This window comes from Microbacterium tenebrionis (genome assembly GCF_020682665.1).
Taxonomy (GTDB): Bacteria; Actinomycetota; Actinomycetes; order Actinomycetales; family Microbacteriaceae; genus Microbacterium; species Microbacterium tenebrionis.
In genome coordinates this window covers 318,681-332,473 of record NZ_JAGTTM010000003.1, presented here as the reverse complement: position 1 = coordinate 332,473, position 13,793 = coordinate 318,681, and the positions used below count along the sequence as shown (strand labels likewise).

Below are 13,793 nucleotides of genomic sequence, written 5' to 3'. Positions count from 1 at the left end.
ACACTAGTAAGACCCTTGTCAAGTCCGCAGCGCAAGCGCGGGCCATTGACAATGGGTCGGATAACCAGTATCGCACACGAATCGGGCGCAGGACGCATCCGACCGGAACTCGGCTCAGGAGCGAGGGCGCTTGTCGTCGTCGCCGGGCGGGCGGGTCGCGAGATAACGTTCCAACTCGGCCGCCAGTTCGTCTGCGCTGGGAAGGTCGCGCTCGTCGAAACCGCCCTCGTCGAAGCGGTCGGCGTCCTCCGGGTCGCGCCCCGCCATGTAGGCGTCGTAGCGGTTCTCGAGGGTGTGCACCATCTGACGCAGCTCGTCGTTGCCGGCGACCTGCTCGTCGACCTTGGCGAGGAACTCCTCCCGGCTCTCGCGCAGGTCGTCGAGCGAGAGGACCAGGCCCGTCGCTCCCATGACGCGATCGGCGGCCGCGATGACCGCTTCCGGGTTCTCGGTGTCTGCGAGATAGTGCGGCACGAGGAGGACGAATCCGACCACGCGGTCGCCCCGCTCGGCGAACCGGTACTCGAGAAGGTGGCCCGCCGTACCCGGGACCTGCGTCCGCGGGCGCCATACCGACAGGCTCGCCGTGATCTCCTTGCGATTGCCGCTGACGGTCGTGCTGATCGGGCGGGTGTGCGGCACCGGCATCGCGATCGAGTGCACCCAGCTGACGCCTGACACCTGGAATTCGTCGGCGAAGTCGAGCACGCTCTGCGCGAAGGCGTTCCACGCGAAGTCCGGCTCGTATCCGGACAGGAGCAGGAATCTCTGCCCGAGTGTGTCGTGCGCGATGGAGAGTTCGAGCCGGGCGGGGCGGAGCTCGGTGAGGTGGTCCTGCTCGAACACGAAGATGGGGCGGCGCGCCCGGTAATCCAGGAGCAGGTCGTTGTCGTACACGGCGACCGGCTGCGGGTCCGCGACGTCGCGCAGGTGGTCGATCAGACCGGATACGGCGCTGCCGGCATCCGTGAATCCGGTGAGCAGGATGACCAGGGGCAGCCCCTGCGGGACGGCGGGCGCGTTCGCGACGCGTTCGTACAGCTCTCCGGAGACGGGCATGCCTCCATGCTACGAGCAGGAGCGGACACGGGGCGCGCCGCGGTCTTGCTCACAGCGAACAGGCCTGGGGGCGGCCCCCGCGGCGGTGCCTAGGATGGAGGCATGACGCTTCCTGCGCTCTCGCACACCGACAGTCCATTTCCCGGGAGCGCTGCCGACGCCGCAGTGCTCGTCGTCCCGGATCTCGAGGCGTTCCCCGACGCACTGGACGCGTTGCCGGGCCTGAAAGACGTGCTGCAGGCCATCGGCTTCACGGGCGCCGCGTCCTCGTTCGCCCGCGTCCACGCCCCCGAGGTGACCTCGCTCCCGTTCGCCGTCGTCGGCGCGGGCAAGAATGCGGACGCGGCATCGGTGCGGGATGCCGCCGGCACGGCGCTGCGCTCGCTCACCGGATTCGCCGATGTCGCTCTGGCGGTCGCCGCGCCGCTCGACGAGTTCGCTCCTGCAGCAGCCGAGGGGGCCGTCTACGGCGGCTACCGCTTCGACGGCTACCGCGCGAAGCCCGGCAAGAGCCGCGCCGAGTCCGTCACCGTGCACAGCGCCTCGATCACGGCGGCCGACATCGAGCGCGCCCGCGTGCTCGGGGACGCGCTCGCGCTCGTTAAGGACCTCGTCTCGGTCCCCGCCGAATGGCAGAGCCCGGCCGATCTCGCCCAGAGCGCGGTGGATGCCGTCGCCGACCTCGACGTCTCCGTCGACGTCCTCGACGAGCAGATGCTCGCCGAGCAGGGATTCGGTGGCGTGCTCGGCGTCGCGCAGGGCTCCGATCGCCCGCCGCGCGTCGTCCACCTCGACTACTCCCCCGCCGGCGCCACGACCCACATCGCCCTCGTCGGCAAGGGCATCACGTTCGACACCGGTGGACTCTCCCTCAAGCCCGCAGCCTCCATGGTCGGCATGAAGTTCGACATGGCGGGATCGGCGACCGTCCTGGCCGCGCTGCGCGCGATCGCCGAGCTGAAGCTCCCCGTCCGCGTGACGGCGTGGATGTGCATCACCGACAACATGCCCTCGGGCAGTGCGACCAGGCCCGGCGACGTGCTGCGCATGCTGGACGGCCAGACCGTCGAGGTGCTCAACACGGATGCCGAGGGCCGGCTGGTCCTCGCCGACGGGCTCGTGTCGGCCAGCCGCGAGAATCCCGACGTGATCTTCGACGTCGCAACCCTCACCGGCGCGATCCTCGTGGCCCTCGGACACCGCCACACCGGTGTCATGGGCGACGACGATGCGGTCGCCGAGTATCTGGCAGCCGCCGAGTCGGCCGACGAGCTCGCGTGGGCGCTGCCGCTGCCGGAGTACATGGAGGACTCGCTCGAGAGCCCCATCGCCGACATGATCAACGCCAACATGGGCGACCGCTCCGGCGGGTCGATGTTCGCGGGCCTCTTCCTGCGGCGTTTCGTCGGCCGCACCGGCGAAGCCGAGGACGCCCCGCGCATCCCGTGGGTGCATCTGGACATCGCCGGCTCGTCGGAGCACGCCGGCTCCCCCTACGGATTCACGGACAAGGGCGCGACCGGCGCGACCGTCCGCTCGCTCGTCGCGTTCGCCGAAGCACGCGCCAAGGAGGCCTGATGACCACGCACACCTTCGATCTCGTCATCCTCGGAGGGGGCAGCGGCGGGTACGCCGCCGCCCTCCGCGCCGCCGAGCTCGGCAAGAGCGTCGCGCTGATCGAGAAGGACAAGGTCGGCGGCACGTGCCTGCACCGCGGCTGCATCCCGACCAAGGCGCTGCTCCACGCGGCAGAGGTCGCCGATCATGTGCACGATGCCGCTTCAGTCGGCGTCGGCGCGACGTTCGACGGGGTGGATGCCGCCGGCGTCCGCACCTACCGCGAGAACATCGTCGCCAAGAAGTACAAGGGACTCGAGGGCCTCATCAAGGCGCGCGGGATCACGACCGTCTCCGGCACCGGTCGGTTGAACGCCGACCGAACGGTGTCGGTCGGCGACGACGTGTACTCCGGCACCGATGTCGTGCTGGCGACGGGGTCGTACAGCCGCTCGCTTCCCGGGCTCGACATCGGCGGGCGCATCCTCACCAGCGAGCAGGCCCTCGCCCTCGACGTCGTCCCCGAGCGCGTCCTCGTGCTCGGCGGAGGCGTCATCGGCGTCGAGTTCGCCAGCGTCTGGCGCTCGTTCGGCGCCGAGGTGACGATCATCGAGGCCCTGCCGCACCTCGTCCCCAACGAGGACATCGCGCTGAGCAAGGGGCTCGAGCGGGCGTTCCGCCGCCGCGGCATCCAGTACTCGCTCGGCACCCGCTTCCAGACCGCGACACAGGACGACCAGAGCGTCACGGTCACGCTGGAGGACGGCAAGACGTTCACCGGCGACTACCTGCTCGTCGCTGTCGGGCGTGGTCCCGCGACCGCGGACCTGGGCTTCGAGGAGGCGGGCGTCACGCTCGACCGCGGCTTCGTGATCGTCGATGAGGAGTTGCGCACCGGCGTCCCGAACCTGTGGGCCGTCGGCGACATCGTGCCGGGCCTGCAGCTCGCGCACCGCGGATTCCTGCAGGGAATCGCGGTCGCCGAACGCATCGCCGGCCTCTCCCCTGCGCCGATCCCCGAGTCGCAGATCCCGAAGATCACGTACTGCAACCCGGAGGTCGCCTCGGTGGGCGTCACGGAGCAGGCCGCCGTCGACGAGCACGGCGCGGATGCCGTCGTCTCGTACGAGTACAACCTCGCAGGCAACGGCAAGAGCGAGATCATCGGAACGGCGGGCCTCGCCAAGGTCGTTCGCCTCAAGGACGGCCCCGTCCTCGGCGTCCACCTGCTCGGCGATCGTGTCGGCGAGCTGATCACCGAGGGGCAGCTGGCCGTCGCGTGGGAAGCCCACCCCGAGGACATCGCTCCGCTCATCCACGCGCATCCGACCCAGAGCGAGGCGCTCGGCGAGGCGTTCCTGGCCCTCGCCGGAAAACCACTCCACGCCCTCTGACACCAACCGGTGCCAGGGTCACTAAGCTTGAACACGTCATTCACATTCTTGAAGGAGACTCCGTCATGAGCACATCCGTGGTCCTCCCCGCTCTCGGAGAGAGCGTCACAGAGGGTACGGTCACCCGCTGGTTGAAGCAGGTCGGAGACACCGTCCAGGCGGATGAGGGCCTGCTCGAGATCTCGACCGACAAGGTCGATACTGAGATCCCCTCGCCTGTCAGCGGCGTGATCGAGGAGATCCTCGTCGCCGAGGACGAGACCGTCGAGGTCGGGGCCCTTCTCGCCCGTATCGGCGACGGCAGCGCCGCTGCCCCGGCTTCGGATGCCCCGGCCGCCGCTGAGCCGGCCGCCGAAGAGGCTCCTGCCGAGGCCGCACCTGCGCAGGAGACGCCTGCTGAGGCGGCCCCCGCCGCGGAGGCGCCCGCTGCGGAGGCGCCCGCGCCTGCAGCCGCGCCGTCCGGCGACGCGACCGACATCCGCCTGCCGGAGCTCGGAGAGAGCGTAACCGAGGGCACCGTGACCCGCTGGCTGAAGCAGGTCGGCGATGAGGTCGCCGTCGATGAGCCGCTGCTGGAGATCTCGACCGACAAGGTCGACACCGAGATCCCCTCGCCGGTCGCAGGCGTCCTGCAGGAGATCGTCGCAGGCGAGGACGAGACCGTCGAGGTCGGCGGCGTTCTGGCTCGCGTCGGCTCCGGCGCGGCACCCGAGGCTCCCGCCGCTGAGGCTCCGGCTCCCGCTGCCGAGGCCCCCGCCGCGGAGGCTCCCGCTGCGGAGGCTCCCGCTGCTGAGGCCGCCCCGGCCGCCGAAGCTGCTCCTGCTCCCGCAGCCGAGCCGGCTCCTGCATCCGCACCGGCCGCGCCCGCTCCTGCACCCGCCGCGCCCGCGGCGCCGGCCCCGGCGGCTCCCGCCGCGGAATCTGCTTCGTCGGGCGACGACAAGGGCTCGCTCTACGTGACGCCGCTGGTGCGCCGCCTCGCCTCCCAGCAGGGCGTCGATCTCGCAACCGTCACCGGTTCGGGCGTCGGCGGACGCATCCGCAAGGAGGACGTCCTCAAGGCCGCCGAGGCGAAGGGCGCAGCCCCCGCTGCTGCAGCCGCAGCGCCCGCTCCGGCCCCGCTCGAGGTCTCGCCGCTGCGCGGCACGACACAGAAGATGTCGCGTCTGCGCAAGGTCGTCGCCGAGCGCGCCGTCGCCTCTATGCAGCAGACGGCGCAGCTGACGACCTTCGTCGAGGTCGATGTCACGGCCCTCGCGAACTACCGCACCAGCGTCAAGGACGAGTTCCAGAAGAAGACCGGCGACAAGCTGTCCTTCCTGCCGTTCTTCACGCTCGCGGCCGCCGAGGCGCTGCAGGCGTTCCCGATCATCAACGCGACCGTCGACGGCGAGAACATCGTCTACCCGGCGACCGAGAACATCTCGATCGCCGTCGACACCGAGCGCGGCCTGCTCACTCCCGTCGTCCGCGACGCGGCGACGAAGAACCTGGCCCAGCTCGCGCACGAGATCGCCGATCTCGCCGCCCGCACCCGCGACAACAAGCTCAAGCCCGACGAGCTCGCCGGCGGCACCTTCACCGTGACGAACACAGGTTCGCGCGGCGCGCTGTTCGACACGCCGCTGGTGTTCCTGCCGCAGTCCGCGATCCTCGGAACCGGAACGGTCTTCAAGCGTCCCGGTGTCGTGACGGTCGACGGTGTCGACGCGATCGCGATCCGCTCGTACGTATACCTCGCGATCTCGTACGACCACCGGATCATCGACGGTGCGGACGCCGCTCGCTTCCTCGGTGCGATCAAGCAGCGTCTCGAGTCCGCGGACTTCGCGGGCAACCTCGGGGCCTGATCACAGCTCAGCATCTATTCCGGCTGGTGCGCGACGTCATAGACGTCGCGCACCAGCCATTTCTCGTCCCGGCGCTCGAGCACGAGCATCTGCTCCGCCGCTGAGGACCCCTCCGCGGTCGCGGTGAGCCGCACCACGGCCACATCCCCGTAGTCGTCGACCAGTGTCGCCGTGCTGGCGTGCGACCCCTGTGCCGCCAGCCCGTCTGTCGGCCCGGTGACTCCGTCGACCAGCACCGACGGGCATGTCTCAGCCTCAGCCCCAGCGCAGGTCTCGAGGGTGTCGAGGATCGTGGGGACGGCCGACAGCGCGTCCTCGGGGTCGTCGACCGGTTTCGGTGCTTCGGAGTCGTCCGACTCGGATTCGTCCGTCTCGGGTTCACCTGCGGGCTCCGTGGCGTCCGGGGCGGGATCCTCGCTCAGCTCGGCCGCCGCCTCACCCGTGTCGACCGAGCGCTGAGCGGCTTCGGCCGCCCCCGTGTCCTCTCCCTGCGGCCACATCAGGCCGGCGATCAGCACGACGGCCGCGAGAGGTGCGGCGAGCATCAGCGGGCGCCGATGAGATCGGCGCGCAGGGGCTGGCGCCGTACCGCGCGGCCGCCGGACGCAGCGGTGGACGCGGGCGAACAGCGCAGACAGGCGTTCGACGACGCCCCGTGCCGCGCCTCGCACCGTGTCGATGAGCCGGCGTTCTGGCGAGTCGTGGGCGCGCGTCACCCGGCGCCGGACCCGCACGGCACTCCTCGCACCCGTCGCCGGGCCGGCTTGCCTGCGCGTGCCCACGTCGCGGGCGCGTTCCGGAGCGAACACATCCAGACGCAGCGCGCGGGGCGCTGCCTGCGCGAACAGCTCCTGCTCCCAGCGGAGTTCGTCGTCAGCGTGATGACGACGTTCCCGCAGCGCACCGGCCATCTCCTCGATCACCCTGACCGTCGGCCGATCTGCGGTGTGCTCGACGATGCGGTCGAGAAGCCCAGCCGTCTGCGCCCGAGCCGCGCCGCCCTCGCCCTGCACGAAGAGCGGACGGCCGTCGCCGGTCAACCACCACTCGCCACCGCTGCCCTCCGCATCGCTGCCGAGCTCACGGATTCCTCGCATCAGACTCGCCGCCAGGGTGGCGATCTCGCCGGGCGACAGGTTCTCGCCTGCCGCCTGTCGCTTGCCGAGGAACGCCTCCACCCGCTGCGTGCACCACGGTAGGAGCGCTTCGTGCCCGTCACGAGTGCGGCGCACATCCAGCACTCCGCATATGTGATCGGCTCCGGAGTGCGCCCAGCCGCCCCAGCCCGCCAGTGCTTCGGCGTCGACGCTGACCGCGACGCCGTCCTCATGCCCCACGAGTGCGCCCTCGAACGGCCCTTCGCTTCCGCGGAGCGCGCGGATCAGTCGATGCGCCCCCGGTACGAGGCCGGTCCGGTCGGCGTCGGCATCCATCTCGGTCATCCCATCATCGAAGCGCAACGCGACGGCGGCGACGATGCCCACTCCCACGAATGTGGACAGCGTGCACGGCGCGGCGCCCGGTGCAGGACGAGTGCGCCGCCCGCGAACGCGCGCGTGGGGCGGCCACGGAGTCGGTATCCTGGTCGGTATGGCTAAGCGTGCTCCCGAACCCGAAAAGCGTCCTGGGTTCTTCTCCCAGATCAAGTCCCTCTTCCGGTTCACACGTGAGGTCTACCCGTGGCTGCCGTGGGTGCAGATCGCGATCCTCGTCGCCGGCATCCTCCTCGGCCTCGTCGTCGGCTACCTGATCCCGCCGTTCCAGATCTGGTCTCTCATCCTCTGGGCGATCACGGGTCTGATGGTCGGCGTGCTCGGTGCGCTCTTCCTCATGACACGCCTGTCGACGACGGCGATGTACCAGAAGATCGACGGCATGCCCGGCGCGACCGGTCACATCCTCAGCACGAGCCTCGGACGCAAGTGGCAGGCCTCCGACACTCCGGTCGGCATCAACCCGAAGACGCAGGAGGCCGTGTACCGCGCGATCGGTCGCGGCGGCATCGTCGTCGTCGGCGAGGGCGCCCGCGGCCGCCTGACCCGCCTCATCAACGAGGAGCGCTCCAAGGCGCAGCGCGTGGCGAACGGCGTGCCCGTGAACGTCTACTACGTGGGTCACGGAGACGACGACGTGTCGATCTCCGACCTGTCGAAGACGATCAAGAAGCTGCCGAACGCCATCGACAAGACGACCATGGCGGCCGTCATCCGCCGGATCGACTCGGTGTCGCAGTCGGTGAGCTCCCTCCCCATCCCGAAGGGCATCGACCCGACCAAGGTCCGCGCTCAGCGTCCGCGCTGAGCCACGGCGGGCCCAGCGCGGCGGAGCTCAGCTCAGCGCTTCCTTGGGAAGCCTGCGCACCTTCGCCCGGCGACGCCGGCGCTCGGGGATCATCGAGCGCATCTCGTCGAGCTTGCCGAAGCACAGCAGGCGGTCATCCGCCTCCAGCACCACGTGCTTGCGAGGGTTCGGGATCACGCTCACGCCGCGGTGCAGCGTCAGCACCGTGATGTCACGCTCCCACAGCCCTGACTCCCCCAGCGTCTTGCCGACGAGTTCGGCGGCGTTGTGCACGAGCAGCTCTGCGACGCCGTACCCGGTCGACACCGTCAGCCGCTGCCGGACATCGATCTCGGGGAAGGCGACCTGGTTCGCGATGTAGTCGATGATGGCGCCGGCGACGTCGAGCTTGGTCGCCTGCTCGATCCCCTGCAGGCCGGGTGAGGAGTTGACTTCCATCACGAGAGGCCCGTCGTCCCCTTCGAGCATGTCGACGCCGGCGACGCGCAGACCCATGATCTGCGCAGAGCGGACGGCGGCCTGCTCGTAGACGGGGTCGAGCTGCACAGCCTCGACGCTGCCGCCCCGGTGGACGTTCGAGCGGAACTCGTCTCCGGCCGCCACCCGGCGCATGGCTGCCACGACGCGGTCACCGACCACGAGCGCGCGGATGTCGCGGCCGCGGCTCTCGGAGATGAACTTCTGGATCAGCACGTTCTGCTTGGTCGAGTGCAGCGTCTCGATGATCGCCTCGGCGACCTTGACCTGCGGGGCGAGGATCACGCCGATGCCCTGCGTGCCCTCGAGCAGCTTGATGACGACGGGAGCGCCGCCCACGCGTTCGATCGCCGGACGCACATCGGCGCGGTTGCGCACGAACGCCGTCGCCGGCATCGCGATGTTGTGCCGGGAGAGGATCTGACTCGCCCGCAGCTTGTCGCGCGCGCTGGAGATGCCGTTGGCCGTGTTCGGCGTGTAGACGTCCATCTGCTCGAACTGCCGCACCACCGCCGTGCCGAAGTACGTGATGGAGCTGCCGATGCGGGGCAGGATCGCGTCGTAGTCGCTGAGCGGCTTGCCGCGGAAATGCAGATCGGGCTCATCCGCGGTGAGGTCGATCGCGAACTTGAGCGTATTGAGCACCTTCACGTGGTGTCCGCGTTGCAGTGCGGCTGCGCGCAGCCGCTGCGTGGAGTATGCCTGGGGGGCGCGGGAGAGGACGGCGAGCTTCACGTGGTTTTCCTGCCAAGATGTATCGCGTGGTTAAGACATCTCATTCAAACACTCTTACGGGGTGGCGTGAATGGGTGAGCCTGCCCGACGCCGGCGTCGATTGGATCAAAGCGAAGATCGACACCGGTGCGCGCACCTCATCGCTGCACGCGTTCGACGTGGTCGAGTTCGAGCGCGAGGGCGAGGCCTGGGTGCGGTTCCGCGTGAACCCCTGGCAGGACACGAACGCGGACGCCACGATCGTCGAGTGCCCGATCCACGACCGCCGTGAGGTGCGCAGCTCCTCGGGGCACATTCAGGAGCGCCTGGTCGTGCTCCTGGCGATCCGCATCGTCGATCAGCTGGTCGTCTCGGAGGTGACGCTCAGCAAGCGCGACGAGATGGGATTCCGGATGCTGATCGGTCGCGAGGCGCTCCGCCGGGGGTTCATCGTGGACCCTGCCCGTTCGTTCCTGGGCGGACGCGCTCCGAAGGAGATGCGCCGCCGCAACCGCGGGCGCATCTGAGCGTCACGCCCTGATCAGGGCCGTTCCGACGGCCTTGTCGTGCAGGCCCCGCTGATCGGCGTCCCAGATCACGGCCGGGATGACAAGTGCCAGCAGGACCGTGCGCACGATGGGCCGCCACAGCCCTACCCAGGCGCCGTTGACAAGCACCAGTCGCATGCCGAGGATGCGGTGCCCCGGGCTGCCGCCGAGTGTCGGGATGAAGAGGATCTGCACCACGACGAATATCAGGAGCGTCGCCAGCGAGTCGTACTGGAAGAAAGCGATCGAGATGACCACCGCAGCGGCCCAGTCGATGGCCAGGGCGCCGATTCGGCGACCGATCCGAGCGATGCTTCCCGGGCCCTCCGCGGGGTAGCCGAGACGCTCTCCTGGGTACGTGTTCACCGGGTCAGCCACAGATCGATCCTATCGATGCTCTGTAACATGGCCGAAACAAAGCGGACACGGGAGGGAAATCCCCTCGCCCTACTGTTCAGGCAGGCCTGAAGGCCCCGATCCGCGTCATCCAGGAGTGATACATGTTCACCGATTCGTCCGAGGTGCTGAGCTACATCAAGGAGAACGACGTCAAGTTCCTTGACATCCGTTTCACCGATCTTCCGGGGGTGCAGCAGCACTTCAACATCCCGGCATCGGCCGTCGACGAGGCGTTCTTCACCGATGGGCAGCTGTTCGACGGTTCTTCGATCCGCGGGTTCGCCAGCATCCACGAGTCGGACATGCAGCTGATTCCCGACGTCTCGACCGCTTACCTCGACCCGTTCCGCGAGGCGAAGACGCTGGTCATGATCTTCGACATCTACAACCCCCGCACGGGCGAGATCTACTCGAAGGACCCGCGTCAGGTCGCCAAGAAGGCCGAGAAGTACCTGGCATCCACCGGAATCGCCGACACCGCGTTCTTCGCCCCCGAGGCGGAGTTCTACATCTTCGACGACGTGCGCTATTCGGTGACCGCCGGCGAGAGCTTCTACAAGGTCGACTCCGAGGAGGCCGCGTGGAACACCGGCCGCGAGGAGGAGGGCGGCAACCTCGCCAACAAGACCCCGTACAAGGGCGGTTACTTCCCCGTCTCCCCCGTCGACAAGACGGCCGATCTTCGCGATGACATCACGCTGAAGCTCATCGACGCCGGTTTCGTGCTGGAGCGCTCGCACCACGAGGTGGGAACGGCCGGTCAGCAGGAGATCAACTACCGCTTCGACACGATGGTGCACTCGGCGGACGACATCCTGAAGTTCAAGTACATCGTCAAGAACACGTGCGAGCAGTGGGGCAAGGTCGCCACCTTCATGCCCAAGCCGCTGTACGGCGACAACGGCTCCGGCATGCACACCCACCAGTCGCTGTGGAACGACGGCAAGCCGCTCTTCTACGACGAGGCCGGCTACGGCCAGCTCAGCGACATCGCCCGCTGGTACATCGGCGGCATCCTCAAGCACGCCCCGGCGCTGCTCGCCTTCACCAACCCGACCCTCAACAGCTACCACCGCCTGGTGAAGGGCTTCGAGGCCCCGGTCAACCTCGTCTACTCGGCCGGAAACCGATCCGCCGCGATCCGCATCCCGATCACCGGCTCGAACCCGAAGGCCAAGCGCATCGAGTTCCGCGCGCCTGATGCCTCCGGAAACCCGTACCTCGCGTTCGCCGCGCAGCTCATGGCGGGCCTGGACGGGATCAAGAACCGCATCGAGCCGCATGAGCCGGTCGACAAGGACCTCTACGAGTTGCCGCCCGAGGAGGCCAAGAACATCCCGCAGGTGCCGAACTCGCTGCTGGACTCGCTGGAGGCCCTGCGCGAGGACCACGCCTTCCTCACCGAGGGCGGCGTGTTCACCGAGGAGCTCATCGAGACCTGGATCTCGTACAAGATCGAGAACGAGATCCTCCCGATCGCCCAGCGTCCGCACCCGTTCGAGTACGAGCTGTACTTCGGCGTCTGATTCCGGCAGGCCCTCAGAGCCACACTTCCGGTCTCTGAGCCCAGCAGTTTACTGAGCCCCAGGCGGCAATCGCCGTCTGGGGCTCAGACTATCTGTGGACGTTTACGGACGGCTACGGGGAGTAAACGGACAGGTCTTCGGACAGCGTGGATGCCCGCTTCTGCCCACGCGAACAACGCGCTGGCTCGACGGTTCGCTGCTACAGCAGCCCACCGACGGGAGCCCGTGTGAGATCAGGCGCGACGGCGTAGCTGACCGCTGGCACCGCAGCCCATCGTTCCGGTGGCAACGCGCCGAACATCAGCTCCAGCGCGAGCCCGACTTCAGCATTGAGAAGCCCCTGCAAGGTGAGCGGCAGCGAAATCGACGCGAGCGCACTGCGCGATTGAACGTTTCGCGCCGAGGCATCCGTGAGCGCGTTAGCGCGAAGCTCTTCAAGGATCCCGTCGAGCACACCGTGCACTTCAGCCGAGACGCCCAACTCTCCTGAGTGGGGCGCGATGAGGTCGGCGATGAGCAACGGCTCACTGGCGACAACAGCCTGCTTTGCAGCATGGGTGTCGGGGATAGCTCCGCCAAACTCCGCTTGCCGGATCAGGTTCTGCGCCATATGTCGTGCGGCGGGAGTTCCCGCAAGCGCGGGGGCCTTGACCCCGGATCGTGGACACGGTGTCATTTCGGTTATGCCGCTTCCGTGAGGGTAGCTGATCTCGCGGCCGCGTAGGTGTTCTCGTAGCTGTTCGGGGTGATCTGGCCGATCGCGGAGTGGCGTCGGCGCGTGTTGTATCGGTTCGTCCACCGGAACACGGCCCGGTAGGCGGTGGCTTGATCGGGGAACGCCGACGCGCCTTGGAGGAGCTCGCGTTTGAGCGCGGCGTTGAAGCTCTCGGCCAGCGAGTTGTCGGCGCTCGTGCCCACCGCGCCCATGGACTGGGTCACCTTGAGCTGCTCGCAGAGTGCTGCGTAGGCTTTCGACGCGTAGACCGAGCCGTGGTCGCTGTGGAACACTGCGCCGGCCAGCGATCCGCGGTCGCGGTGCGCGCCGCGGAGAGCGCCTTCGACGAGTTCGGTGCGCATGTGGTCGGCGACCTGCCAGCCGGCGAGCTTGCGCGACCCGAGGTCGATGCAGGTCGCCAGATACAGGTTGCTGCCGTCCGCGATGGGGAGGTAGGTGATATCGCCGACACCTGCGGTTCGGCTCCCCGGTGCTGAAGTCCCGCCCGATCAGGTCGGGGAACTTCCGTCCGGACTGGTCCGGGATCGTGGTCTTCACCCGGCGGCGCAGTCGGATCTCCGCGAGCGCGTGTTCCCGCATCACCCGAGCGACCCGCTTATGATTCACCCGCCCGGCGGCGGGGACGCCGTCGTTGAGGTCGGCAGTGATCCTCGGTGCCCCGTAGGCGCGGTCACCACCCTGCGCGGGGTCCTGCAGCACCCGGATCCGTGCCGCCAACCGGGCGTCGTCCGCGGCTCGCGCGGCCCGTCCCGGGGCTGCGGCCAGCCACGCGTAGAACGAGGACCGGGCGATCTCGATGACCTCACACAACCGCTTCACGCCGTAGGCGTCCTTGTGGTCCTCGACGAACTGGAAGCGGTTCACCAGTTCGTCTCCGCAGCGAAATACTTCGCCGCCTGACGGAGGATGTCCCGCTCCGTCTCGAGCTTGACCTGCTCCGCTCTCGAGACCGCTAACTCGGCTTCCAACCGGATGATCCTCGCCGCCTGCGACTCCGCCCGCACCGACACCGGCGGCGACACCGAACCGGCCGCAGCGGTCCCGGATCCGAGCTTGTCGACCCATTCCTTCAACGCACCCCGGGAGATCCCCAAATCGGCCGCGATCGCTTTCAGCGTCGCGCCCGGCGTGGACTCGTACAAATCCACCGCACGCTGCCGGAACTCGTCCGTGTAGTTCTTCCTTGCCATCCCTCAGATTCTCGCTTCCCCAGCATCGTGCTGGAATCAGCG

At 68.5% G+C, this 13,793-nt stretch carries 11 protein-coding genes and 1 pseudogene; 6 read left to right on the top strand and 6 right to left on the bottom strand.

All coding sequences use genetic code 11. The features are described from left to right. Positions 1 to 114: 114 nt before the first annotated feature. Positions 115 to 1,059, bottom strand: a complete 945-nt coding sequence (locus KEC56_RS10750; RefSeq protein ID WP_175986225.1) for a proteasome assembly chaperone family protein — start codon at positions 1,057 to 1,059, stop codon at positions 115 to 117. Between the two features lie 102 nt (positions 1,060 to 1,161). Between KEC56_RS10750 and KEC56_RS10745 the strand changes: the two genes are divergently transcribed. The 3 genes from KEC56_RS10745 (at position 1,162) to sucB (ending at position 5,860) form a co-directional block, all read left to right on the top strand. After that, positions 1,162 to 2,637 carry a leucyl aminopeptidase gene (locus tag KEC56_RS10745; protein WP_227530933.1) on the top strand — a complete coding sequence of 492 codons (1,476 nt, stop codon included), beginning with the start codon at positions 1,162 to 1,164 and terminating at the stop codon, positions 2,635 to 2,637. Further along, positions 2,637 to 4,010 (top strand): dihydrolipoyl dehydrogenase, encoded by a 1,374-nt coding sequence (gene lpdA, locus KEC56_RS10740; RefSeq protein ID WP_227530932.1) that lies wholly within the window; start codon positions 2,637 to 2,639, stop codon positions 4,008 to 4,010. The genes KEC56_RS10745 and lpdA overlap by 1 nt, the downstream gene beginning before the upstream one ends. Positions 4,011 to 4,075: 65 nt before the next feature. Further along, positions 4,076 to 5,860 (top strand): 2-oxoglutarate dehydrogenase, E2 component, dihydrolipoamide succinyltransferase, encoded by a 1,785-nt coding sequence (sucB, locus tag KEC56_RS10735; RefSeq protein ID WP_227530931.1) that lies wholly within the window; start codon positions 4,076 to 4,078, stop codon positions 5,858 to 5,860. Positions 5,861 to 5,874: 14 nt separating this feature from the next. On the opposite strand, the gene KEC56_RS10730 is transcribed toward sucB, so the two are convergent. Continuing rightward, positions 5,875 to 7,344, bottom strand: coding sequence for a hypothetical protein (locus KEC56_RS10730; RefSeq protein WP_227530930.1), 1,470 nt, complete (start codon positions 7,342 to 7,344; stop codon positions 5,875 to 5,877). A 106-nt stretch (positions 7,345 to 7,450) separates the two neighbouring features. Between KEC56_RS10730 and KEC56_RS10725 the strand changes: the two genes are divergently transcribed. After that, positions 7,451 to 8,161 carry a DUF4191 domain-containing protein gene (locus tag KEC56_RS10725; protein ID WP_175986221.1) on the top strand — a complete coding sequence of 237 codons (711 nt, stop codon included), beginning with the start codon at positions 7,451 to 7,453 and terminating at the stop codon, positions 8,159 to 8,161. Between the two features lie 27 nt (positions 8,162 to 8,188). Here KEC56_RS10725 and KEC56_RS10720 read toward each other — a convergent pair whose 3' ends face one another. Continuing rightward, entirely contained in the window at positions 8,189 to 9,373 is a 1,185-nt protein-coding gene (locus tag KEC56_RS10720; RefSeq protein WP_175986220.1) for a RimK family alpha-L-glutamate ligase, read from the bottom strand. A 17-nt stretch (positions 9,374 to 9,390) separates the two neighbouring features. Between KEC56_RS10720 and KEC56_RS10715 the strand changes: the two genes are divergently transcribed. Continuing rightward, entirely contained in the window at positions 9,391 to 9,879 is a 489-nt protein-coding gene (locus KEC56_RS10715) for an ATP-dependent zinc protease family protein (protein WP_175986219.1), read from the top strand. A gap of 3 nt (positions 9,880 to 9,882) precedes the next feature. Here the strand turns inward: KEC56_RS10715 and KEC56_RS10710 are convergent, their stop codons facing one another. Further along, positions 9,883 to 10,278 carry an RDD family protein gene (locus tag KEC56_RS10710; protein WP_227530929.1) on the bottom strand — a complete coding sequence of 132 codons (396 nt, stop codon included), beginning with the start codon at positions 10,276 to 10,278 and terminating at the stop codon, positions 9,883 to 9,885. Positions 10,279 to 10,400: 122 nt separating this feature from the next. On the opposite strand from KEC56_RS10710, the gene glnA reads away from it, so the two are divergent. After that, positions 10,401 to 11,825: a type I glutamate--ammonia ligase gene (glnA, locus tag KEC56_RS10705; protein ID WP_175986218.1), complete on the top strand. Its 1,425-nt coding sequence runs from the start codon at positions 10,401 to 10,403 to the stop codon at positions 11,823 to 11,825. 199 nt (positions 11,826 to 12,024) lie between these two features. On the opposite strand, the gene KEC56_RS10700 is transcribed toward glnA, so the two are convergent. Beyond that, entirely contained in the window at positions 12,025 to 12,435 is a 411-nt protein-coding gene (locus tag KEC56_RS10700; RefSeq protein ID WP_175986217.1) for a hypothetical protein, read from the bottom strand. A 71-nt stretch (positions 12,436 to 12,506) separates the two neighbouring features. Further along, positions 12,507 to 13,751: pseudogene (locus KEC56_RS10695) on the bottom strand (IS3 family transposase). Between the last annotated feature and the right edge of the window lie 42 nt (positions 13,752 to 13,793).